Here is a 21,701-nt window from a genome sequence, read left to right as displayed (position 1 = left end):
CTTTCTCCGCCCACGCGGCGATGGCGCGGGACCGTGATGATGTGCGACCGGGCGGCCGCGCGTGCGCCGCTCACCGCGTCCCCTCGGGGACGACCGGTGGGAAGGCGGTCGAGCGGGTCGTACGGACGACGAGGGTGGAGCCCCCGTCGGCGGGACTCAGGGCGGCGACCAGATGCCGGCGCCAGGAGGCGTCGTCGCGGTCGGGGTGGTCCTCGCGCCAGTGGCAGCCGCGGGTCTCGGTGCGGCGCAGGGCGGCGGCCACCAGGACACGGGCGACGAGGTGGAGGTTGGTGGTCTCCCACGCCTCGACTCCGGGCTCGGCGGACTTGCCCGACACCGGGTCGGCCGCGGCCGCGGCCAGCCCGTCCAGCTCGGCGGCGGCCCGGGCGAGACTCTCGGCGGACCGCAGCACGCCGGCGCCGGCGGTCATGGCGTGCTGGATCGCCGACCGGGCCTCGGGCGGCAGCAGCGGGACGGACCGCCGCTCGCCGGCGGGCACGGGGGGCTCGGGGACGCGGGCCGGGGAGCCGGTGATGTCGGCGGCGATCCGCTCGGCGAAGACCAGGCCCTCCAGCAGCGAGTTGGAGGCCAGCCGGTTGGCGCCGTGCACGCCGGTGCAGGCGACCTCGCCGCACGCGTACAGGCCGGGCACGGTGGTACGGCCCGCCAGGTCGGTGCGCACGCCGCCGGAGGCGTAGTGGGCTGCGGGCGAGACCGGGATCGGCTCGGTGACCGGGTCGATGCCGTGGGCGCGGCAGGCGGCCAGGATGGTGGGGAACCTCTCCTCCCACATCCGGGCGCCGAAGTGCCGGGCGTCCAGGTACATGTGGTCGGCGCCCAGCTCCCGCATCCGCCGCATGATGCCCTTGGCGACGATGTCGCGCGGCGCCAGCTCGGCCAGTTCGTGCCGCCCCGCCATGAAGCGGACGCCGTCCGCGTCGACGAGGTGCGCGCCCTCGCCGCGCACGGCCTCCGACACCAGCGGCTGCTGGCCCTCGCTGCCGGGCCCCAGGTAGAGCACGGTCGGGTGGAACTGGACGAACTCCAGGTCGGAGACCTCCGCACCGGCCCGCAGCGCCAGTGCCACGCCGTCCCCGGTGGAGACGGCCGGGTTGGTGGTCGCGGAGAACACCTGCCCCATGCCGCCGGTGGCCAGCACCACGGCCGGGGCGTGGACGGCACCCACGCCGTCGTGCCGCCCCTCGCCCATCACGTGCAGGGAGACACCCGCGGCGCGGCCGCCGGCGTCCTTGAGGAGGTCCAGGACGAGGGCGTTCTCGACCGTCTCGATCGAGGCGCCGCGCACGGCCGCCACCAGGGCCCGGGATATCTCCGCCCCCGTCGCGTCACCGCCCGCGTGGGCGATGCGGCGGCGGTGGTGGCCGCCCTCGCGGGTCAGCGCGATCTCCCCCGTCTCGGCGGAGGTGTCGAACCGCGCGCCGGCGTCGATCAGCCGCCGGACCGCGCCGGGCCCCTCGGTGACCAGCGTGCGCACGGCCTCCTCGTCGCACAGGCCCGCGCCCGCGACCAGGGTGTCGTCCAGGTGCTGCCCGGGGGTGTCGCCCTCGCCCAGCGCGGCGGCGATCCCGCCCTGCGCCCAGCGCGTGGACCCGGCGTCCAGCCGCGCCTTGGTGACGATCACCGTCCTGCGCCCGGCGGCGGCGCAGCGCAGGGCGGTCGTCAGCCCGGCCACACCGGAGCCGACCACCACCACGTCGGCCTCGATCGCCCAGCCGGGGGGCGGCGCGGTCAGCCGCAGGCCCGCGTCTCGGGAGCGCTCCGGGATCTGGTTCGCGGTGTCGTTCACCGGGCTCCTCCGGGGTGTCCGGGACGGAGCCGGACGTTGTCGATGAGTCGGGTGGCGCCCACCCGTGCCGCCACGGCGAGCACGGCCTCGCCCCCGCCGGCGGCGTCGCCGTCGTCGCCGATCTCGGTGAAGTCGGACGGGTCCACCAGCGCAAGGTAGTCGAGGACCAGCGGCGGATCCGCCTCCGCGGCCCGGGCGAGCACCTCCCCGGCGGCGGCGCGGGCCGCGCGGAGGCCGCCGCCGGCGGCGAGCGCGTCGCGTCCGGCGAACAGGGCGCGGGAGAGGGCCAGGGCCGTGGTGCGCTCCCCGGGCGAGAGGTACCGGTTGCGGCTGGAGAGGGCCAGCCCGTCGGCCTCGCGCACGGTGGGCACGCCCACGATCTCCACGGGGAAGTTCAGGTCGCGGACCATGCGGGTGATCAGGGCGAGCTGCTGGGCGTCCTTCTCCCCGTAGAGGGCCAGGTCGGGGGCGGTGAGGTGGAGGAGCTTGGCGACGACCGTCAGCATCCCGTCGAAGTGCCCCGGCCGGGACGCGCCCTCCAGGCGCCCGCCCATCGGCCCCGCGCTGATCCTCACCTCCGGCTCCCCGCCGGGGTAGACCTCCTCCACCGGCGGCGCGAAGACGGCGTCGGCACCCGCGCCGGCGGCCACCTCCAGGTCGGCGTCGAGGGTGCGCGGGTAGCGGTCCAGGTCCTCGCCGGCGCCGAACTGGAGCGGGTTGACGAAGACGGTGACCACCACCTGGCCCTCCGGTCCGGTCCTCTCGCGGGCGGCGCGGACCAGGGCGGCGTGGCCCTCGTGCAGGGCCCCCATGGTCATCACCACCGCACGGCGCCCCCGCCGCGGCAGGGCGCGCAGTTCGGCGGCGGTGCGCAGCACGGGCACGGGCACGGTCGGGCTCCTTCGCTCGGCGGCCGGCCCGGCGGGACCGGTCGGCCCGGCGGTCACCGGGCGCTCCCGTCGGAGAGGACCTCCAGCAGGTCCTCGGCCAGCTCGGGCTTGAGCAGCCCGCCCGCCAGCGCCCGGTCGGCGGTGGCGCGCGCCATGGCCAGGTAGCTCGCCACCGCCTGCGGGGCGTGGCGGCGCAGCTCGGCGATGTGGGCGGCGACCGTTCCCGCGTCGCCGCGGGCGACCGGGCCGGTCAGCGCGGCGTCGCCGGAGCGCAGGGCGTTGTCGAGCGCGGCGCCCAGCAGCGGGCCCAGCATCCGGTCGGGGGCGGAGACCCCGGCCGCGCGCAGCAGCTCCATGGCCTGCGCGACCAGGGTGACCAGGTGGTTGGCGCCGACGGCCAGGGCCGTGTGGTAGAGCGGGCGGGCCTCCTCGGCGATCCACTCCGGCTCCCCGCCCATCTCGATGACCAGCGCCTCGGCGGCCAGCCGCAGCTCCTCGGGCGCGGTGACCCCGAACGAGCACCCCGCCAGCCTCGGGACGTCCACGGGGGTGCCCGTGAACGTCATCACCGGGTGCAGCGCCAGCGGCAGGGCGCCGGCCCGCGTGGCGGGGTCGAGGACGGCGGTGCCGTAGCGGCCCGACGCGTGCGCCAGCAGCTGGCCGGCCCGTACGGCGCCGGTCTCGGCCAGGCCCGAGACCAGTCCGGGCAGCGCGTCGTCGGGCACGGTGAGCAGGACGAGGTCGGCGCGGGCCAGCACCTCGGAGGGCTCCACCAGCGGCACCCCCGGCAGCAGGGCCTCGGCCCGGCGCCGGGAGGCGTCGGAGACGCCGGAGGCGGCCACCGGGCGGTGTCCCGCGAGCTTCAGCGCGGCGGCCAGGGCGGGGCCGACGCGCCCGGCGCCGACGACGCCGACGGTCAGGCGCGCAGGGCGGTCCCCGGCCGCGCCGGAGGGGTTCTGATTCACGTGAGCTGGCCTTCCGTTCCAGTCCGAGGGATCCGGTACCGGACGATTGTGGCCATGCTACGCGGACGTGCGGCGTGCCGTCCGCCCGGTGGCGCGGCACCGGGGTCCGGTGCGGTGCCCGCCGCCGTCCCCTCGGGCTCCCGGGGCCCCCGGGGGCCCTCCCGCGGCCGGGGGCGCGGGAGGGTCCGGGGGAGGGCTCAGCAGCCGCCGCGCGCTCCGGGCCGGTGGGGCCGGCGGGGCCGGGGGAGCCGCCGGACGGCCCCCGGGCCGGGGCCCTGCCCCGCGTCGGCCGCCGGCGGGCGGAGCCGGGCGGTGCCCGGGGCCGGGGCCGGGGCCTTTCCCCGCGCCGCCCGCACCGTGCCCGGCGCGGGCGGCGGCCGCTGCCCGGCCCGGGCGGCGCGGTACTGGATCAGTGCGTACTCGGCGTGCAGGCTCATGCCTCCACGCTGCTCCCGGCCGTCGCGGCCGGGCACGCCGATTGACGGACGCCGTCAATCGGCGGCCCGGCGGCGGCCCGCGGCGGGCAGGATGACCCCATGAGCGTCGTCATCGACATCACCGGCCTGCCCGAGGAGCACGTCGTCTTCTCCCCCTCCCCGCTGGCCGAGCTGGGCGCCGCCCTGCACGCCCTCTCCGAGCCCGCGCACCACCCCGGGCTGCACGGGTGGACGACCACGACGCTCGCCGCCCTGGAACCGGACCTCGCCGGGCGGCTGGCCGAGGCGGACATCCTGTGGCGCTCCACCCGCTCCGACGTGCTGCTGCCCGGCGGTCCCCGTCCCGGCGCGACCCTCGCCGAGGAGCTGGACACCGTCGACCGGATGGACGACGAGCGGTACGTCCGGGCCGCGCTGGAGATCAACTGCGGCGGCGACTACTGCGAGGGCGGCCCGTCCCCGCTGACCGACGAGGGGGCCCGGCGGCGGGCCCTGGAGCGGGCCGCCGCGCGCGGGCCCGGGCAGCTCGACTTCGTCCGGCACCTGCTGGCCGACCCGCCCGCCGTGCGGGCCTGGATACGGCGGCTGCTGGAGGACTGCGACCAGGCCTTCTTCGCCGACACCTGGCAGCGGGTGCGCGGACAGCTCGCCGCCGACGCCCGGCACAAGACGGAGCTGCTGCGGCGCAGGGGGCTGGCCGAGGCGCTGGCCGCCGTCTCCCCGGCGGTCGCGCTGGAGGAGGACGGCCGGGAGCGGCGCGTGGTGGTCGACAAGCTGGCGCGGGGCCGGACGACGGCGGTGGACCCGGCGGTCGGTCCGGGGCTGACCCTGGTGCCCACCGCCTTCGGCTGGCCGCACCTGCTGGTGCTGCACGCCCCGGGCTGGCGGCCGGTGGTCGAGTACCCCGCCGTCTCGCGCGAGCTGCGGGCGGGGCCGGGCTCGGTGGAGCTGATGCAGCGCCGCCTGGACGCCCTGGCCCACCCGGTGCGCGCCCGGTTGTGCCGCAGTCTGGCGCGCGCCCCGTACACCACCGGTGAGCTGGCGGACGCCCTGGGGATCACCGCGCCGGAGGTGTCCCGGCACCTGAAGGTGCTGCGGGAGGCGGGTCTGCTGACCACGCGGCGGCAGGGCCGGTACGTGCAGCACCGGCTGGACGTCGCCGTGGTGGCGCGGCTGGGCAGCGACTTCCTCGAGGCGGTGCTGCGGTAGGGCCGCGGCCGGCCCGCGGAACGGAGCGGCGCCGGCCGCCGCGGTCGGGGATCATCGGGCGCATGAGTGGTGACACGGTCGACGAGGCGCACGCGGGCCCGGACGGGAGCTCCGCGGGTCCGGGGGGTTCCGCGAGCCCGGAGGAGCGGCGGGCGCGCAGGGCCGCCGCGTGGAACGGGGCACGGCGCAGGCTGTCGGAGGGGCTGCCGGCCGGGACGATCGCCGGGCGGCTGGCCCGGCTGGCCGAGGAGGGCGCCGCCGCCTACGACCTGGAGCGCGGTCCCGACCTCTACGGTGACGGGATCGTCGCCGACCTGGAGGAGCGCACCGCCGCCCTGCTGGGCGCCGAGGCCGCCGCGTTCTTCCCCACCGGGACCATGGCCCAGCAGGTCGCCCTGCGGTGCTGGGCGGGGCGCACCGGCAGCCCCGTCGTCGCCCTGCACCCGCTGTCGCACCCCGAGCGCCACGAGCGGGGCGCGCTGACGCACGTGAGCGGGGTGCGCACCGTCCACCCCACCGGTGCGCCGCGTCCACCCACCGCCGAGGAGGTGCGGGAGCTGGACGAGCCGTTCGGCACGCTGCTGCTGGAACTCCCGCTGCGCGACGCGGGCTTCGTGCTGCCGACGTGGGACGAGCTGACGGAGACCGTGGCGGCGGCGCGGGAGCGGGACGCGGTGGTGCACTTCGACGGGGCGCGGCTGTGGGAGTGCACCGCGCACTTCGGACGCACGCTCCCGGAGATCGCGGACCTGGCCGACAGCGTGTACGTCTCCTTCTACAAGTCGCTCGGCGGCCTGTCGGGAGCCGCGCTGGCCGGCCCGGAGGACTTCGTGGAGGAGGCCCGCGCCTGGCGGCACCGCTACGGCGGGCAGCTCTTCCAGCAGTGGCCCGCCGCGCTGGCCGCCCTGGTGGGGCTGGAGCGGGAGCTGCCGCGGCTGCCGGAGTACGCGGCCCACGCGAAGGCGGTCGCGGGCGCCCTGCGGGAGGGGCTGGCGGAGGCCGGGGTGCCGTGGTTCCGCGTCCATCCGGAGGAGCCGCACACCCACCAGTTCCAAGTGTGGCTGCCGTACGACGCCGAGGTGCTGACGGAGGCGGCCGTGCGGCAGGCCGAGGAGGACGGGACCGTGCTCTTCCGCGCGTGGCGCGAGCCGGGCCCGCCCGGGCTGGCCATGACGGAGGTGACGGTCGCCGCCCCGGGCCTGGCCTGGGGGCCGGGGGACGTGCGGGAGGCGCTGTCGGCCTTCCTGGCCCGCGTCCGGCCGGACTGACCGGCACCCGCCCCGGCCGGGGCGGGCGGGTGCCCGCCGTCACGCTCCCGCCGTCACGCGCCCCGCCCGCTGCCCGCGCGCACCAGCCCCGTCTCGTACGCCAGCACCACCGCCTGGACCCGGTCGCGCAGTTCCAGCTTGGTGAGGATGCGGCCCACGTGCGTCTTGACGGTGGCCTCCGAGAGCACCAGCCGCCGCGCGATCTCGCCGTTCGACAGTCCCTGGGCGACCAGCAGCAGCACCTCGCGCTCGCGGTCCGTGAGCCGGCCCAGCTCCCGGGGCCCCTCCCCGCCGGCGGCGGTGGGCAGCAGCGGTGTGAAGCGGTCGAGGAGGCGCCGGGTGGTGGACGGCGCGACCACCGCGTCGCCGCTGTGGACGGCGCGGATGGCGGCGAGCAGCTCACCCGGCGGCACGTCCTTGAGCAGGAAGCCGCTCGCCCCGGCCCGCAGGGCGGAGAAGGCGTACTCGTCCAGGTCGAAGGTGGTCAGGATCAGCACCCGGGGACCGCCGGGGCCGCCCTCGCCCCGCTCGCAGATGCGGCGGGTGGCCTCGACCCCGTCCAGGCGGGGCATCCGCACGTCCATCAGCACCACGTCCACCGCGGTGACGCGCAGCCTCTCCAGTGCCTCGGCGCCGTCGCCGGCCTCGGCGACGACCTCCATGTCGGGCTGGGCGTCCAGCACCATGCGGAAGCCGGTGCGCAGCAGTGCCTGGTCGTCGACCAGCATCACGCGGACGGTCATGGTCTCCCCTCGGGGTGGTGTGGTGCTCCCGCGCGCTCCGCGGGAGATGTGCCGATCACGCGGTCCACGGGTCCGCGCCCTCACGTGCCGCTCTTCAGCGGCAGCACCGCGCTGATCCGGAAGCCGCCGCCCGGCCGGGGGCCGGCGTCCAGGCTGCCGCCGACCATGCCGACGCGCTCGCGCATGCCGATCAGCCCCTGGCCGAGCCCGTCCAGCCCGCCCACCGCGTACAGCTCGTGCTGCGCGCCGCGGCCGTCGTCCTCGGCGAGCAGCGTCAGGTCGTCGGCGCCGTAGGTCAGCCGCACGGTCGCGCCCGCCTCCGGGCCGCCGTGCTTGCGGGTGTTGGTCAGCGCCTCCTGGACGATGCGGTACGCGGTCAGCTCGACGCTGCTGGGCAGGGGGCGCGGGGCGCCCTCGATCCGGAAGTCCACCGGCAGGCCGGTGCCGCGCACCTGCTCGATCAGCTCCGAGATCTGCTCCACGCCGGGCTGCGGCACGTACTCGCCGCCCTCGGAGTGCTCGCCGGTGCGCAGCACGCCCAGCAGCCGGCGCATCTCCGACAGCGCCTGGCGGCCGGTGCCGGAGATGGTCTCCAGCGCCTTGCGGGCCTGCTCGGGTGCGGTGTCCATGACGTAGGCGGCGCCGTCGGCCTGGACGACCATCACCGAGACGTTGTGCGCGACGACGTCGTGGAGCTCGCGGGCGATCCGGGCGCGTTCGGCGGCGACCGCGACCTTGGCCTGCGCCTCGCGCTCCCGCTCCAGCCGGGCGGCGCGCTCCTCCAGCTGCTCGTAGTACGCGCGCCGGGTGCGCAGCGAGTCGCCCATCACCCAGGCGAGGAGGAAGGTGGCGGTCAGGAAGACCGTGCCCACCACCGCGTTGGCGGTGCTCTGGTCCTCGCCGGGCCAGCGCAGCGTGTGGAGGGTGGGGGCCACCAGGGCACCGGCGAGGGCGGCGCGGGACGCCCAGCGGGCGGCGCGGGAGGCGTTGGTGAAGACGATCACCAGCAGGGCGAAGTTGGCCGGCATCGGGAACGCCCCCGTCGCCAGCTCCGCCGCCCCCGCCCCGGCTGCCAGCAGCAGCATCTTCTCCGGCGCCCGGCGCCGCAGGGCCACGACCGTGCACAGGGCCAGGACGATGGGGACCGAGGCGAGCTGCCGCGCCTCGTCCTGCTCCACGTTCCGCGCCGTCTCCGGGTTCGTCACGAGGGTGACGAGCCACAGGGAGGAGAACATCAGCAGGACGAACGCCCACATCCCGTCGACCAGGGTGGGGTGCCTGCGTATGAACTCGTAAAGCCGGTGCACATAACCCAGCGTAGGCAGACGCGGTACGTGCGGGAGTCAGCCGGAGGGGCGATCCGGTCGGCTTCCCCCTACTCCCCAGGGTGGAGGCAGGGGGGCGCGGCGGGGCTGGAGCAGCCAGGTGAAGGCCCCCAGGCCAGCGGGATCGGTCAGCTCGGCGGCCTCCCCCGCCGCGGCCAGCCGCCGCAGGTAGCCGCCCGGGTCCCGGGAGGCCAGCTCCAGGGGCGGGCGGGCGCCGTCGACGCCCAGGGCGCGCAGGGCCGCGCGCTGGGTGACCAGCAGACCGGGACCGGTCGCCCCGTCGCGCTCGGCCTCCGCCGCGCAGGCGTCGAGGGCGACGTGGGCGGTCAGATCGCACCGGCCGTCGGGTACGGGCGGCACCTGGCGTCCGTCCCGGTAGCCGGTGAGGGTGCCCAGCGGCGGCCGGGCGGCGCGGGTGTGCGCGTAGTCCACGGCGACGGCCAGGCCGCGCTCCAGACGGGCGACGGCGGCGGCCCAGGCGGTGTCGCGCGGGCGGCCGATCTCGGCGCGCGCCCCGGGCTCGGCGGCCGACGGCCACCAGCGGGCCAGCCAGTCGGCGTCCCGGCCCGTCACCGGCCCGCCCGCGTACTCGGTGCCGTCGCGGTCCACCAGGACGTAGCGGGGGACGCCGCCGGAGTCCGCCTCGGCGACGTCCACGGGCACGTCGTCCAGCCACTCGTTGGCGAACAGCAGGCCCACCGCGCCGTCCGGCGGCGCGTCGGACCAGCCGATCGCCGGGTCCAGGCCCTCCGGGCGGGGGGCGCGCTCGACGGCGTGGGCGCGGGTCCGGGCGGCGACGCCGCCGGGCAGCGCGGCCAGGACGCCGGTCAGCAGCTCGCCGCGGCCCGCGCCGTGGTCGACCAGCGCCAGCTCGCGGGGGTGCCCCAGGACCTCGTCCACCCGCACCAGCAGACCGGCCACCGCCCGCGCGAACAGCGGGGAGGCGTGCACGGAGGTGCGGAAGTGCTCGGCGGGGGCGTGGCGCAGGAAGAACCCCTCCGGGCCGTAGAGCGCCTCCTGGGCCGCCTCGCGCCAGCGCCGGGCCCCCGGCGGCGCACCGGGGGGCGGTCCGGCCGCCCGTCCGCCGCCGGTCACTTGTCGATGTCGCCGACGACGAAGAACATCGAGCCCAGGATCGCCACCATGTCGGCGACCAGCGTGCCGGGCAGCAGCTCGCCCAGCACCTGGACGTTGTTGAACGACGCCGACCGGAGCTTGAGGCGGTGGGGCGTCTTCTCCCCCCGGGAGACCAGGTAGTAGCCGTTGAGGCCGAGCGGGTTCTCCGTCCAGGCGTAGGTGGCGCCCTCGGGTGCCTTGAGCACCTTGGGCAGCCGCTGGTTGACCGGGCCGGGCGGCAGCTCGGCGAGGCGGTCCAGGCAGGCGTCGGCGAGGTCGAGGGAGTTGCGGGTCTGCTCCAGCAGCACCTCGAAGCGGGCCAGGCAGTCCCCCTCGGTGCGGGTGACGACCCTCAGGACGTCCGCCAGCTCCCCGTACGCCAGGTACGGCTCGTCGCGGCGCAGGTCGAAGTCGACGCCGGAGGCGCGGGCGACGGGGCCGCTGACGCCGTAGGCGTGGACGGTCTCCGGGGCGAGGACGCCGACGCCGCGGGTGCGGCCGCGGAAGATCTCGTTGCCCAGGACGAGCCGGTCGTAGGTGTCCATCCTGGCGCGGACGGCGGCGACGGCGTGGCGCGCCCGTCCGAGCCAGCCGGCCGGGAAGTCCTCCTTGAGGCCGCCGACCCGGTTGAACATGTAGTGGATGCGCCCTCCGGAGACCTCCTCCATCACGTGCTGGAGGTCCTCCCGCTCGGTGAAGGCGTGGAACATCGGCGTGATGGCGCCCAGCTCCAGCGGGTAGGAGCCGAGGAACATCAGGTGGTTGAGGACCCGGTTCAGCTCCGCCAGCAGCGTGCGCCCCCACACGGCCCGCTCGGGGACCTCCATGCCCAGCATCCGCTCGACGGCCAGGACGACGCCCAGCTCGTTGGAGAAGGCCGACAGCCAGTCGTGGCGGTTGGCCAGGACGATGATCTGCCGGTAGTCGCGCACCTCGAACAGCTTCTCGGCGCCGCGGTGCATGTAGCCGATCACCGGCTCGGCGGCGGAGATCCGCTCGCCGTCCAGCACGAGCCGCAGCCTCAGCACGCCGTGGGTGGAGGGGTGCTGCGGACCGATGTTGAGCACCATGTCGGTGCTCTCCGCCGCACCGCCGACGCCGACTGTGGTCACGGTGGGCTCGGTGGAGGTGCCGGGATCGCTCATGGTCCCCCAGTCTGGCAGCTCCGCCGGGGCCGCGGGCCTGTGGCCCGCGCCCCCGGGGGCCGCCGCCCGTCCCGTTCCGGGGGCCGAGACCGCCCGGTCCGCCTCCTTCCGGGGACCGAGGCCGCCCGGCCCGTCTCGTCCCGGCGGCGGACACGCACCGTCACCGCTCCCGCATACGCTTGCCCGTATGAGTCGGACATCAGGGGCGGACGTACGGCGGCTCCCCGGGGCCGGGGAGTGGCGCGGCGTCGAGCGCGGGCTGCTGCGGATGCGCAGGACGCTGCTGGTCGCCCTGCTCGTCCCGGTGGCCGCCGCGCTGGGCGCGGTGCTGGGCCCGGCCGCCGGGCCGTGGTGGGCGTCGGTCGCCGCGGTGCCGCTCGCCGCCGCGGCCTGGGGATGGCGGGCCCTGGCCCGCAACTGGGCGTCCTGGCGGTACGCCGAGCGCGACGACGACCTGCTGATAGCCCGCGGGGTGGTCTGGCGGACGCTGACGGTCGTCCCCTACGGCCGGATGCAGCTGGTGGAGGTCACCTCCGGGCCGCTGGAGCGGCGCTTCGGGCTGGCCCGGGTGCAGCTGCACACCGCCGCGGCGGCGACGGACGCCCGCATCCCCGGCCTCACTCCCGGGGAGGCCGAGCGGCTGCGCGACAGGCTGACCGAGCTGGGCGAGGCCCGCTCGGCGGGGCTGTGACGGGGCGCGGCGGCATGGCGGCGTTCCTGGAGCGGCCCGAGGGCAGGCGGCTGCACCCGGTCACCCCGTGGCGGCGGGCGTGGGCGCCGCTGGCCGCGCTACTGGCCTTCGCCGTGCAGGATCCGGAGCGGACCCGGCGGGGTGTGGAGAACCTGTCGGCCGGCTGGCTGCTGGCGGGGCTGGCGGTGCTGCTGCCGGCGGTCGCCGCGTACGGCTTCCTGTCGTGGTGGATGACGAGCTACCTGGTGACGGAGACCGAGCTGCGCATCCGCACCGGGCTGCTCTTCCGGCGCGTGGCGCACATCCGGCTGGACCGCCTCCAGGCGGTCGACGTCGGCCGCCCCCTGCCGGCCCGGCTCACCGGGGTGGCCAAGCTCAGGCTGGACGTGGTCGGTGCCGACCGGAAGGACGAGCTGGCGTTCCTGGCCGAGCGCGAGGCCGTGGCGCTCCGCGCCGAACTGCTGGCGCGGGCGGCGGGCATGGCCCCCGAGGCGGCCGCGGAGGCGGGCGAGGCGCCCTCCCGGGAACTGGTCCGGGTCGGCACGCGGACACTGGCCGTCTCGCTGCTGCTGCTCGGCCCCACCTGGGGGGCGCTGGCGGCCGCCCTCGTCGTCCCGGCGCTGGTGGGGTGGGCCGCCGGCGGCCTCTGGCCCGCCCTGGCGACCGCGGTGCCGCTGGTCGGCGGCGTGTGGCGCAGCGGCCTGGGCCGGTTCCTGAAGGAGGCCGACTGGGTGGTGGCCGAGTCGCCGGACGGGGTGCGGGTGGACCACGGGCTGCTGGACCGCGCGCACGCCACCGTCCCGCCGGGCCGCATCCAGGCGGTGCGGATCGTCGAGCCGTTGCTGTGGCGGCGGCGCGGCTGGGTGCGGGTGGAGCTGGACGTCGCGGGCGGGGACGACGGCAGCGGCGTGCTGTTGCCGGTCGCCGACCGGGAGACGGCCCGCGGCGTGCTGGGCCGGGTGCTGCCCGGCGTGGATCCGCACGAGGCGGAGGCCGCGCTGGAGCCGTCGCCGCGCCGGGCGCGCCGGGTCGTCCCGCTGTGGTGGCGGGGGTACGGCCACGGGGTGACGGCGACGGTCTTCGCCGCCCGCCGCGGGCTGCTGTGCCGCAGGCTGTCGCTGGTGCCGCATGCGAAGGTGCAGAGCGTCCGCCTCGCCCAGGGGCCCTGGGAGCGGGCCTTCGGGCTGGCGGACGTCCACGTCGACCACGGCGCGAACGGCACGGTGACGGCCCGTCTGCGGGCGGCGGAGGAGGCCCGTGCGGTGGCCGCAGCCCAGGCCGAGCGCTCCCGCACCGGGCGGCGCACGGCGCGTCCGGAGCGCTGGCTGACCTGAGGGACCACGCGGGCCCGGGGCGCGGGGCTCAGACGCGGGCGCGGCGCAGCCGTCCCGGGGAGCCCTCCGGAGCCCCGCCGCCCTCGTGCACGGCGGGGGGGCCGGGCGGCTCGTCGCCGGGTGCGGGGGTGCCCAGGTCGATCACCTTGCCCGCGACGGCGCGCTGGGTGCCGCGGGACGTCGGCGCGGGGCCGGGTCCGGGCGCGGACCGGCCGGAGGGGCCGCCGCGGGGGTGCCCGCGGTGGTGGTCGTCCTCCTGGTCGGAGGCCGGCGCCCCGGCGGGGCCGCCCTGCGTCCCGGGGGTCCTGGGGCGCTTCTGGGTGCCGAAGAAGTCGAAACCGCCCCGGGGCGCCGTGCCCCCGGGGCCCGTGGAGCGCCGCGGATACGGCTCCTGCGCCGGCCCGGACGGCGCGGGCACCGCAGCGGGCGCGAGCGCGGGCGCCTCCCGTCCCCGCCGCTCACGCCCCTCGCGCTCCCGTTCCCCCTGCTCGTGCCGGTGCCGCTCCTCGCGCTGCCGCAGCGCGTTCGCCCGCAGCCGGCCGAGGGCCTCGTCCGCCTGGAGGTAGGTGAGCGGCGTGGGCGCGCCCGACGCCCTGCGGTGGTCGGCCGCGCCGGCGGTGAGCGCCTTGGCCGGGTCCGCGGCCTCCAGCGCCAGCTGCCGCCGCCCCTCCAGGGCACTGGCCCGCTCGGTCTCCGCGGTGGCGTACCGGCGCAGCAGCGCGGCGTGCTCGGTGCGCAGCCTCTCCAGCTCGGCGCGCTTGCCGCGGAGTTCGGTCTCCATCTTCCGGCGGATCTCCTGGGACTCCTCCAGCTCGGTCTCCAGCTCCGCCTGGCGCTCCTCCGCCCGCCACTCGGCCGTCGCCTTGGCCGCCTTCACCTCGCCGACCCGCCGGCCCGCCTCCCGGTCCCAGCGGCGCAGCAGCACGGCGCCCGCGACGGCCGCCAGGGCCGCCACGGCGGTCAGGGCGCGCAGCGTCAGCACGTCCGGATCGCCGGAATCCCCGATCAGCCAGGCACTTCCCGCGCAGACCAGTGCCACACCCACCTCGGCGGACGGCACGAGCAGCCGGTGCAGGGGCGGTGCGTGGCGGTGGCGTCCTCGTGGCATGGTCTGGAATTTACCGTGTGCGCCACCTCCTGAGGCACTGTCCGCCCCCATTCGTTATCGGGGGAGCACCCGTCGGCACGGCGGTGGTCAGCGGCCTCCGGGCGGCTCCCCGGACGGCTGCCCGGCCGGGCTGCCCCGCCCGGGCGCGGGGCCCGGGCCGCAGCGGCTCTCACCCCCCGCCGGGCCCCGCACCGCCGGACCGACTCCCTCCGCCGCCCGCGCCACCCCGGCGAGCAGGCCCTCCCCGCCCTTCGCCGCCACCATCTGGAGCCCGACCGGGCAGCCGTCGGCGGTGAACCCCGCCGGGACGCTGACGGCGGGATGGCCGCTGAGGTTGAAGGCCCAGGTGAGCGCCGTGCTGTACCGCTCGCCCGGACCGTCGTGGCCGTGGGGCCGGTTGGGGGTCGTCGGGGTCAGCAGCAGCCGCGCCCCGGCCAGGAGGGCGGCCAGGCGCCCGTCGTTCTCCGCCCGTGTCCGCTCGGCTCGCCTCCGGTCCCCGCCCGGGGCGCGCAGGGCGAGCCACGCCTCCCCGGGGTCCAGCAGCGCCGCGCCCGCCCCGGCCGCCGGGGGCACCGGTCGCACCACACCCGCCGCGGCCAGCCGGTCCGCCGCCGCCCGCGCCACGCGGACGACCTCCGCCTCGCTCCCCGCGAAGCCCAGGTCCGGCGACCAGACCGCGGTCACCGCCTGCCCGGCCCCCGCGGCGGCGTCCGGGACGGGCCGGCCCAGGACGCACTCCAGCCAGACCGCCAGGTCCGCGGCGCGGCGGACGAGGACCCCCGGTGCGGCCAGCCCCGAGCGGTCGGCGGTGGGGAGCAGCCCGTTGGTCGCCTTCAGACCGAGCACTCCGCACCACGCCGCCGGGATGCGCACCGACCCGGCGCCGTCGGTGCCGGTGGCCATCGGCACCATCCCGGTCGCGACCGCCACCGCCGACCCCGCGGAGGAGCCGCCGGGCGACCGGTCCCGGCGCCAGGGGTTGGCGGTGCGCCCGCCGGCGCCCAGGCCCCAGGTCTGCCAGCCGGTCCCGGGGCCGGGGACCGAGGTCGCCCCGACCGCCACGCACCCGGCCTCCAGCAGCCGCCGCGTGACCGGCGAGCGGAGCCCGGCCGCGCCCTTCACGCCGATCGGCACCCCGGCCAGCGGCAGCCGGCCGCCCGCCGCGACCTCGCGGTCCACCTCCCGCGCCCGCGCCCGCGCCGTGCGCCCCCACACCTCCCGGAAGGCGTGCAGCGACGGCTCCAGGCGGGCGATCCGGCCCAGTGCCGCCTCCACCACCTCGGCCGCGGCCGCCTCGCGCCGCGCCACCATCCGGGCGACCGCCGCCGCCGGCAGCGCCGCGTAGACCTCCTCGTCCACCGTGCCTCCCCCGGGCCCGCCGGGCGGGGCTCCCCCGTGCCGCCCTATGCCGCTGCCGCCGCCGGGGGCTCGTCGTCGTCCTCCGGGATCCGGCACACCCGCTGGAGGAAGACGGCCGCGGCCACCACCGCCGCGCCCGCCAGCACCGACAGGCCGGCGTAGACCGCCTGGTCGCGCCGGGCCGCCACGTCCAGGGCGGTGGTGAACAGGTACAGGCCGGTGCCGCCGTACGCGCCCGCCACCAGGGCGGCCACCAGCGCGCTGGCCTGGCCGAAGACGACGGCGCGGGCGGCCATCAGCGGTTCCACGCCCTTGGCGCCGGGCCGGCGCTCGCGCTGGGCGCGCAGCCGGGACCGCAGCGACAGGGCGGTGGCCGCCAGGACGGCGGCGATCCCGGCGAGCACGACGGGGGCGGCGACGGGCACGGCGGGCAGGGTGCCCAGCGCGTTCCACAGCCTGGCCCCCGCCCAGGACAGCACCACCGCGAGGGCGAAGAGACCGACCAGCGTCCTGATGCGTACTTCCCTCACGGGGCTCCCCACGTCACTCGGGCCACGTCGGACGGGCCACGTCACTGGGGCACCGCCGCCGGGACGGCGGCGGTGCCGGTGTCGGAACGGATACGAACTCGGCGGAGCGGGGCCGGGCGGCGGCGGTGCCGGCCGCCGCCCGGGCCCGGTCGCCCGGGCGGTCGCCCGGGCAGTCGCCCGGGCAGTCACTCGGGCGGTCACTCGGGCAGCCGCAGCTCCAGGTCCTCGCGGAGCACCACGCCCTCCCGGCCGAGGCCGGCGAGCAGTTCCGCCACCGGACCGCGGCCGGGGACCTCGGCGTCCGGTTCCACGTCCCGCCACGGCACCAGGACGAAGGCGCGCTCGTGGGCGCGCGGGTGCGGCAGGGTCAGCACGGGGTCGTCGGAGACGACGTCCTGGTAGGCGAGGATGTCCACGTCCAGCGTCCGCGGGCCCCAGCGCTCGTCGCGCACCCGCTCGAAGGCCTCCTCGATGGCCTGGGCGCGCTCCAGCAGCGAGGCGGGCGGCAGGGTCGTCCTCACCAGGACGACGGCGTTGAGGTAGGCGGGCTGCGTCCCCGCCTCCACTCCCCACGGCTCGGTCTCGTACACCGGCGAGACCGCCTTGACCCGCACCCCGGGGGTCTCCTCCAGCGCGTCCACCGCGCCCTGGAGGGTCTCCAGGCGGTTGCCCAGATTGCCGCCGACGGCGATGACGGCGCGCTGGGGGTTGTGCAGGGTCACGTCGGCGGCGTCCACCTGGTGCACCACCGAGGCGGGCACCGGCTGGACGGTCGGGTCGCTGTTCGGCGTCATACGCGGCTCCGCTTGATGGTGATGGTCACGTCGTCGAACGGGACGGTGACCGGGGCCTGGGGCTTGTGGACGACGACCTCCACCTCCCGGACCGCCTCGTGTGCCAGGCACCGGTCGGCGATCCGCTGGGCCAGGGTCTCGATCAGGGCCACCGGTTCGCCCCCGACGATCCGGGCGACGTCCTCGGCGACCGCGCCGTAGTCCACGGTCCTGCCCAGGTCGTCGCCGGCCGCCGCCGGGCGGGTGTCCAGGCCGAGCACCAGGTCCACGACGAAGGTCTGACCCTGCTCCCGTTCCCACTCGAACACCCCGTGATGCCCACGGACCTTCAGTCCGTGCAGCGCGACACGGTCCATGCGCCCTCGCTTCCCGTCGTCACCGACCGGCCGGCCGGCCGGTCGTGCACCCGTACGACCGCACGGCGGTCGGCCGGTCGTACGACTGTACGGGTGCGGCCGCCGCCCCCGGCGTCCCGTCCATCCTCCGGTACGCGCCCCGGCCTCCGGGACGTCCGGCCGGCGCACCGCCGCCGGTCCACTCTCTCAGACCGGTTCCCGGGCCCCTCAGAGCAGGGTGCCGCCCTCGCCGTCGATCCCGTCGGGGCCGGAGCCGTCGACGCCGTCGATGCCGCCCTCGGGCGCCCCGTCCTCCTCGTCCTCCTCGACGAGCACCGGGGAGCCGTGGTGGGCCCAGATCCGCCAGTGGCCGTCCTCGGCCCTGCGGAAGACGTTCGTGGCGACCACCAGCCCGCCGATCAGGGGGCCGGCGGAGCCGTCCTCCTCGGCGGGACCGCCGCTGAGGATGTTCTCGGTGCAGGTCACCACGGCGGTGTCGCCCATCACCGAGACCTCCACGTCGGTCAGGAAGAACTGGACGTACTCGGTGTTCGCCATGATCAGGGCGTACGAGCGCAGCACCTCGTCGCGGCCGCTGAGCACCGGCCAGCCGGGGTGCACGACGCTGATCCCGTCCCCGAGCCAGCGGTCGGCCAGCGCGTCGAGGTCGCCGCGCTCCACGGCCTCGTACAGCGCCGCGTTCGCCGCCTCGACGTCCTCGACGTCCGTGCGGGCGTCCTTGCTCAACGGTCCTCCTCAAGGGCTCGTGCCACGCGTACCGCGTCGGCGCTCGCCCGAACCTCGTGGACGCGTACCGCCCAGGCCCCCTCGCGCGCCGCCAGCGCCGAGACGGCGGCCGTGGCCGCGTCCCGCTCCCTGGCGGGCGGCACGGTGCCGTCCCCGCCGGCCAGCACCCGGCCCAGGAAGCGCTTCCGGGAGGCCGCAACCAGCACCGGGCGTCCCAGCTCCCGGGCCAGCCGGGTGGTGGCGTCCACCAGTGCCAGGTCGTGCTCGGCCATCTTGGCGAAGCCCAGCCCGGGGTCGACGACGATCCGTTCCGGCGCGATGCCGCCGGCTGTCGCCCGTTCCAGGCTGCCGCGCAGTTCGGCCACGACCTCGGCGACGGTGTCGCCGTAGACGGCCCGGTCGTTCATGTCGACGCTCTGGCCCCGCCAGTGCATCACCACGAAGGGGACTTCGGCCCCGGCCACCACCGGAACCATGCGCGGGTCCGCGCGCCCGCCGCTGACGTCGTTGACCATCCGCGCCCCGGCGGCGACCGCCTGCTCGGCGACGGAGGCCCGCATGGTGTCCACGCTGACCACCACGCCCTCCTCGGCCAGCCCCCGCACCACCGGGATCACCCGGCGCAGCTCCTCGGCCTCGTCCACGCGGGTGGCGCCGGGGCGGGTGGACTCGCCGCCGACGTCGACCAGGTCCGCGCCCTGGGCGACCAGGTCCAGGCCGCGCTTGACCGCGGCGTCGGTGTCGAACCAGCGGCCGCCGTCGGAGAAGGAGTCGGGGGTGACGTTCACCACGCCCATGACCGCGCAGCGGTCCCACGAGGGCAGTCCGGCCACTTCTCCGCGGAGCGCGCGCAAGCTGTTCATGTGCTCCAGCGTAGGCGCTCGGCCCGCGCCGCCGGCCACCGCTCCGCGCGGCCTCAGCCGGCCATGATCAGACTCATCGCCTCGGCGCGCGTGGCGGAGTCGCGCAGCTGGCCGCGGACGGCGGAGGTGATGGTCTTGGCGCCGGGCTTGCGGACGCCGCGGACCGTCATGCACATGTGCTCGCACTCGATGACGACGATCACGCCGCGGGCCTCCAGGATCTTCATCAGGGAGTCGGCGATCTGGGTGGTCAGCCGCTCCTGGACCTGGGGGCGGCGGGCGTAGACCTCGACCAGCCGGGCGAGCTTGGAGAGGCCGGTGATCTTGCCCGAGGTGGCCGGGATGTAGCCGACGTGCGCCACGCCGTGGAAGGGCAGCAGGTGGTGCTCGCAGGAGGACAGCAGCTCGATGTCCTTCACCAGCACCATCTCGTCGTGGCCCAGGTCGAAGGTGGTGGTCAGGACGTCCTCGGGACGCTGCCGCAGACCGGCGAATATCTCCTTGTAGGCGCGCGCCACCCGGGCCGGGGTCTCGCGCAGTCCCTCGCGGTCGGGGTCCTCACCGACCGCGATGAGCAGTTCGCGTACCGCGTTCTCGGCGCGCTTCTCGTCGAACTCGCCGACGGAGGTCTCGCCGTCCAGCGTCACCGGGTCGATCATGTGCTCTCACCTCTCGAACGTGGGCAGCAGAAGCAGCCGCGCCCCTCCGGTAGTAAACCGGAGGGGCGCGGCGGGCATTCCGGGGGCCCGGGCGGCCGCCGCCGTCGAGGGGCGGCCGGCTCCGAGCCGGGCGGTCAGCCCTCCGAGCGGGGCTCGTCGGTCGGCAGCGGCGTCTCCTTGGTGATCACCGACTCGGTCGGACCGATCTCCTTGCCCTTCTCCGGGACCCCCTGGGAGCCGTTGGCCATGGCCAGCTCCTTGGGCGTGGACACCGGCGGCCGGGTGGAGGGCGTGCGGCGCGAGGAGCCCGTCCAGGCCGGCCGCGGGGGACGCTTGACCACCGGGCGGAAGATCTCCGCGATCTCCTCCTTGCCCAGGGTCTCCTTCTCCAGCAGCGCCAGCACCAGGTTGTCCAGGACGTCCCGGTTCTCGACGAGGATCTCCCACGCCTCGTTGTGCGCGGCCTCGATCAGCTTCTTGACCTCCTCGTCCACCAGCCCGGCGACCTCCTCGGAGTAGTCGCGCTGGTGGCCCATCTCCTTGCCCAGGAAGGGCTCGGAGTGGTCGGAGCCGAACTTGATCGCGCCCAGCCGCTCGGTCATGCCGTACTGGGTGACCATGGCGCGGGCGGTGGCCGTCGCCTTCTCGATGTCGTTGGCGGCACCGGTGGTCGGGTCGTGGAAGACCAGCTCCTCGGCCGCGCGCCCGCCCAGCATGTACGCGAGCTGGTCGAGCATCTCGTTGCGCGTCGTGGAGTACTTGTCCTCGTCGGGCAGGACCATGGTGTAGCCCAGCGCCCGGCCCCGGGAGAGGATCGTGATCTTGTGGACGGGGTCGGAGTTCGGCGAGGCCGCCGCGACCAGGGCGTGACCGCCCTCGTGGTACGCGGTGATCTTCTTCTCCTTGTCGCTCATGATCCGGGTCCGCTTCTGCGGTCCGGCCACGACGCGGTCGATCGCCTCGTCCAGGAAGTGGTTGTCGATCAGCTTCTTGTCGCTGCGCGCGGTGAGCAGCGCGGCCTCGTTGAGCACGTTGGACAGGTCCGCGCCGGTGAAGCCCGGGGTGCGGCGGGCCACCGCGGCCAGGTCGACGTCGGGCCCCATGGGCTTGCCCTTGGCGTGGACCTTGAGGATCTCCAGGCGGCCCTGCATGTCGGGCCGGTCCACCGCGATCTGCCGGTCGAAGCGGCCCGGGCGCAGCAGCGCCGGGTCGAGGATGTCCGGACGGTTGGTGGCGGCGATCAGGATGACGCCGCCCTTGACGTCGAAGCCGTCCATCTCGACCAGCAGCTGGTTCAGCGTCTGCTCGCGCTCGTCGTGACCGCCGCCCATGCCGGCGCCGCGGTGGCGGCCGACGGCGTCGATCTCGTCGACGAAGACGATCGCCGGGGCGTTCGCCTTGGCCTGCTCGAACAGGTCGCGGACGCGGGAGGCGCCGACACCGACGAACATCTCGACGAAGTCGGAGCCGGAGATCGAGTAGAACGGGACGCCCGCCTCGCCCGCGACGGCGCGCGCGAGCAGCGTCTTGCCGGTGCCGGGCGGGCCGTAGAGCAGCACGCCCTTGGGGATCTTGGCGCCGACGGCCTGGAACTTGGCGGGCTCCTGGAGGAACTCCTTGATCTCCTGGAGTTCCTCGACCGCCTCGTCCGAGCCCGCGACGTCGGCGAAGGTCGTCTTGGGGGTGTCCTTGGTGATCAGCTTCGCCTTCGACTTCCCGAAGTTCATCACCCGGGAGCCGCCGCCCTGCATCTGGTTCATCAGGAACAGGAAGACGATCACGATCAGCACGAACGGCAGCAGGGAGAGCAGCATCCCGACGAAGGCGTTCTGCTTCTGCGGCGAGACGGTGTAACCGTCCTTGATCTGCCCGTCCTGGTACTTGGACTGCAGCTGCTTGGCCAGATCGACGCCCTGCTCGTCGATGTAGCTCGCCTTGATCTTGTCGCTGCCCTCGATCTTGACGCCGTCCCTGAGCTCGACCTTGACGGCCTGCTCGTCGCCGGTCGTCAGCTCGGCGGACCTGACTTTGTTCTCGTTGATCGCCTGTACGACCTGGCCGGTGTCCACCGTCTTGTAGCCGCCGGACGAGCCGACGACGTTCATCAACACGACCACGGCGAGGGCGGCCAGCACGATCCACATGACGGGACCACGGAAGTAGCGCTTCACGTCCATCCACACGGGGCGGCGTGCGCCCCGTCCCTCCTGCCACAGTGAGGCACCGCGACCTCGGGAAGGCCGCCGTGCGTACGGTGTATTACTCCGGCTTGCTCGGCCTGCTGAACAGACTGCCGCAACAGACTGACCTTCGGACGGTACCCCAGGATGGCCGCCCGAAGCACTGTCGGGACGGGCCGATGACGGGCGGCCGGCC

The 21,701-nt window shown here is 76.3% G+C and carries 20 protein-coding genes; 4 read left to right on the top strand and 16 right to left on the bottom strand.

Annotated elements, in window-relative coordinates; all coding sequences use genetic code 11:
- Positions 1-70 precede the first annotated feature (70 nt).
- The 3 genes from ACFSJS_RS06010 to ACFSJS_RS06000 are packed head-to-tail and all read right to left on the bottom strand — an operon-like array spanning position 71 to position 3,662.
- Positions 71-1,807, bottom strand: a complete 1,737-nt coding sequence (locus ACFSJS_RS06010) for an L-aspartate oxidase (RefSeq protein ID WP_380897507.1) — start codon at positions 1,805-1,807, stop codon at positions 71-73.
- Positions 1,804-2,697 carry a pantoate--beta-alanine ligase gene (gene panC, locus ACFSJS_RS06005; protein WP_380897505.1) on the bottom strand — a complete coding sequence of 298 codons (894 nt, stop codon included), beginning with the start codon at positions 2,695-2,697 and terminating at the stop codon, positions 1,804-1,806. Before panC ends, ACFSJS_RS06010 begins: the two co-directional genes overlap by 4 nt.
- A gap of 53 nt (positions 2,698-2,750) precedes the next feature.
- Positions 2,751-3,662 carry a Rossmann-like and DUF2520 domain-containing protein gene (locus ACFSJS_RS06000; protein ID WP_380897504.1) on the bottom strand — a complete coding sequence of 304 codons (912 nt, stop codon included), beginning with the start codon at positions 3,660-3,662 and terminating at the stop codon, positions 2,751-2,753.
- A gap of 536 nt (positions 3,663-4,198) precedes the next feature.
- On the opposite strand from ACFSJS_RS06000, the gene ACFSJS_RS05995 reads away from it, so the two are divergent.
- Positions 4,199-5,308, top strand: a complete 1,110-nt coding sequence (locus ACFSJS_RS05995; protein WP_380897502.1) for a DUF5937 family protein — start codon at positions 4,199-4,201, stop codon at positions 5,306-5,308.
- 62 nt (positions 5,309-5,370) lie between these two features.
- Positions 5,371-6,576 (top strand): threonine aldolase family protein, encoded by a 1,206-nt coding sequence (locus ACFSJS_RS05990; RefSeq protein ID WP_380897500.1) that lies wholly within the window; start codon positions 5,371-5,373, stop codon positions 6,574-6,576.
- 53 nt (positions 6,577-6,629) lie between these two features.
- On the opposite strand, the gene ACFSJS_RS05985 is transcribed toward ACFSJS_RS05990, so the two are convergent.
- The 4 genes from ACFSJS_RS05985 to ACFSJS_RS05970 form a co-directional block, all read right to left on the bottom strand.
- Positions 6,630-7,319: a response regulator gene (locus tag ACFSJS_RS05985; RefSeq protein ID WP_380897498.1), complete on the bottom strand. Its 690-nt coding sequence runs from the start codon at positions 7,317-7,319 to the stop codon at positions 6,630-6,632.
- Between the two features lie 80 nt (positions 7,320-7,399).
- Positions 7,400-8,626, bottom strand: coding sequence for a sensor histidine kinase (locus ACFSJS_RS05980; protein WP_380897497.1), 1,227 nt, complete (start codon positions 8,624-8,626; stop codon positions 7,400-7,402).
- 36 nt (positions 8,627-8,662) lie between these two features.
- Complete coding sequence (locus tag ACFSJS_RS05975; RefSeq protein ID WP_380897495.1) at positions 8,663-9,739, bottom strand: SAM-dependent methyltransferase; 1,077 nt, start codon at positions 9,737-9,739, stop codon at positions 8,663-8,665.
- A complete protein-coding gene (locus tag ACFSJS_RS05970; RefSeq protein ID WP_380897493.1) occupies positions 9,736-10,905 on the bottom strand; it encodes an NADH-quinone oxidoreductase subunit D in 1,170 nt (389 codons plus the stop codon). Before ACFSJS_RS05970 ends, ACFSJS_RS05975 begins: the two co-directional genes overlap by 4 nt.
- Positions 10,906-11,092: 187 nt before the next feature.
- On the opposite strand from ACFSJS_RS05970, the gene ACFSJS_RS05965 reads away from it, so the two are divergent.
- Together ACFSJS_RS05965 and ACFSJS_RS05960 are read left to right on the top strand one after the other, a co-directional pair.
- A complete protein-coding gene (locus ACFSJS_RS05965; protein WP_380897491.1) occupies positions 11,093-11,596 on the top strand; it encodes a PH domain-containing protein in 504 nt (167 codons plus the stop codon).
- A 14-nt stretch (positions 11,597-11,610) separates the two neighbouring features.
- Positions 11,611-12,930, top strand: a complete 1,320-nt coding sequence (locus ACFSJS_RS05960; RefSeq protein ID WP_380897489.1) for a PH domain-containing protein — start codon at positions 11,611-11,613, stop codon at positions 12,928-12,930.
- Positions 12,931-12,958: 28 nt separating this feature from the next.
- Here the strand turns inward: ACFSJS_RS05960 and ACFSJS_RS05955 are convergent, their stop codons facing one another.
- From ACFSJS_RS05955 to ftsH, 9 genes are all read right to left on the bottom strand, one after another.
- On the bottom strand, positions 12,959-14,038 hold the full coding sequence (locus ACFSJS_RS05955; RefSeq protein ID WP_380897487.1) for a coiled-coil domain-containing protein: 1,080 nt from the start codon (positions 14,036-14,038) through the stop codon (positions 12,959-12,961).
- Between the two features lie 87 nt (positions 14,039-14,125).
- Entirely contained in the window at positions 14,126-15,349 is a 1,224-nt protein-coding gene (locus ACFSJS_RS05950) for an amidase family protein (protein ID WP_380897609.1), read from the bottom strand.
- Between the two features lie 92 nt (positions 15,350-15,441).
- Positions 15,442-15,927 (bottom strand): DUF3180 domain-containing protein, encoded by a 486-nt coding sequence (locus tag ACFSJS_RS05945; protein WP_380897485.1) that lies wholly within the window; start codon positions 15,925-15,927, stop codon positions 15,442-15,444.
- 197 nt (positions 15,928-16,124) lie between these two features.
- A complete protein-coding gene (gene folK, locus ACFSJS_RS05940; protein WP_380897483.1) occupies positions 16,125-16,721 on the bottom strand; it encodes a 2-amino-4-hydroxy-6-hydroxymethyldihydropteridine diphosphokinase in 597 nt (198 codons plus the stop codon).
- A complete protein-coding gene (gene folB / locus ACFSJS_RS05935) occupies positions 16,718-17,077 on the bottom strand; it encodes a dihydroneopterin aldolase (RefSeq protein WP_380897481.1) in 360 nt (119 codons plus the stop codon). The genes folK and folB overlap by 4 nt, the downstream gene beginning before the upstream one ends.
- Before the next feature lie 207 nt (positions 17,078-17,284).
- A complete protein-coding gene (locus ACFSJS_RS05930; protein WP_380897478.1) occupies positions 17,285-17,803 on the bottom strand; it encodes a nuclear transport factor 2 family protein in 519 nt (172 codons plus the stop codon).
- Positions 17,800-18,666, bottom strand: a complete 867-nt coding sequence (folP, locus tag ACFSJS_RS05925) for a dihydropteroate synthase (RefSeq protein WP_380897476.1) — start codon at positions 18,664-18,666, stop codon at positions 17,800-17,802. Before folP ends, ACFSJS_RS05930 begins: the two co-directional genes overlap by 4 nt.
- A 53-nt stretch (positions 18,667-18,719) precedes the next feature.
- On the bottom strand, positions 18,720-19,325 hold the full coding sequence (gene folE / locus ACFSJS_RS05920) for a GTP cyclohydrolase I FolE (protein ID WP_380897474.1): 606 nt from the start codon (positions 19,323-19,325) through the stop codon (positions 18,720-18,722).
- Between the two features lie 134 nt (positions 19,326-19,459).
- The gene (gene ftsH, locus ACFSJS_RS05915; RefSeq protein ID WP_380897472.1) at positions 19,460-21,502 is read right to left on the bottom strand and encodes an ATP-dependent zinc metalloprotease FtsH; all 2,043 of its coding nucleotides are present in this window, start codon (positions 21,500-21,502) and stop codon (positions 19,460-19,462) included.
- Between the last annotated feature and the right edge of the window lie 199 nt (positions 21,503-21,701).

The organism is Streptomyces desertarenae (assembly GCF_042681365.1).
Classification (GTDB): domain Bacteria; phylum Actinomycetota; class Actinomycetes; order Streptomycetales; family Streptomycetaceae; genus Streptomyces; species Streptomyces desertarenae.
Note: the sequence above shows the minus strand (reverse complement) of the source record. Positions and strands in the feature narration are given on the sequence as shown.

What these genes read in the sequence shown, in the direction of transcription:
- ACFSJS_RS05995 (WP_380897502.1), top strand. Translation starts at nt 4,199, where the DNA reads ATGAGCGTCGTCATCGACATCACCGGCCTGCCCGAGGAGCACGTCGTC.
- ACFSJS_RS05990 (WP_380897500.1), top strand. Translation starts at nt 5,371, where the DNA reads ATGAGTGGTGACACGGTCGACGAGGCGCACGCGGGCCCGGACGGGAGC.
- ACFSJS_RS05985 (WP_380897498.1), bottom strand. Translation starts at nt 7,319, where the DNA reads ATGACCGTCCGCGTGATGCTGGTCGACGACCAGGCACTGCTGCGCACC.
- ACFSJS_RS05970 (WP_380897493.1), bottom strand. Translation starts at nt 10,905, where the DNA reads ATGAGCGATCCCGGCACCTCCACCGAGCCCACCGTGACCACAGTCGGC.
- ACFSJS_RS05965 (WP_380897491.1), top strand. Translation starts at nt 11,093, where the DNA reads ATGAGTCGGACATCAGGGGCGGACGTACGGCGGCTCCCCGGGGCCGGG.
- ACFSJS_RS05960 (WP_380897489.1), top strand. Translation starts at nt 11,611, where the DNA reads ATGGCGGCGTTCCTGGAGCGGCCCGAGGGCAGGCGGCTGCACCCGGTC.
- ACFSJS_RS05955 (WP_380897487.1), bottom strand. Translation starts at nt 14,038, where the DNA reads ATGCCACGAGGACGCCACCGCCACGCACCGCCCCTGCACCGGCTGCTC.
- ACFSJS_RS05950 (WP_380897609.1), bottom strand. Translation starts at nt 15,349, where the DNA reads ATGGTGGCGCGGCGCGAGGCGGCCGCGGCCGAGGTGGTGGAGGCGGCA.
- folK (WP_380897483.1), bottom strand. Translation starts at nt 16,721, where the DNA reads ATGACGCCGAACAGCGACCCGACCGTCCAGCCGGTGCCCGCCTCGGTG.
- folB (WP_380897481.1), bottom strand. Translation starts at nt 17,077, where the DNA reads ATGGACCGTGTCGCGCTGCACGGACTGAAGGTCCGTGGGCATCACGGG.
- folP (WP_380897476.1), bottom strand. Translation starts at nt 18,666, where the DNA reads ATGAACAGCTTGCGCGCGCTCCGCGGAGAAGTGGCCGGACTGCCCTCG.
- folE (WP_380897474.1), bottom strand. Translation starts at nt 19,325, where the DNA reads ATGATCGACCCGGTGACGCTGGACGGCGAGACCTCCGTCGGCGAGTTC.
- ftsH (WP_380897472.1), bottom strand. Translation starts at nt 21,502, where the DNA reads ATGGACGTGAAGCGCTACTTCCGTGGTCCCGTCATGTGGATCGTGCTG.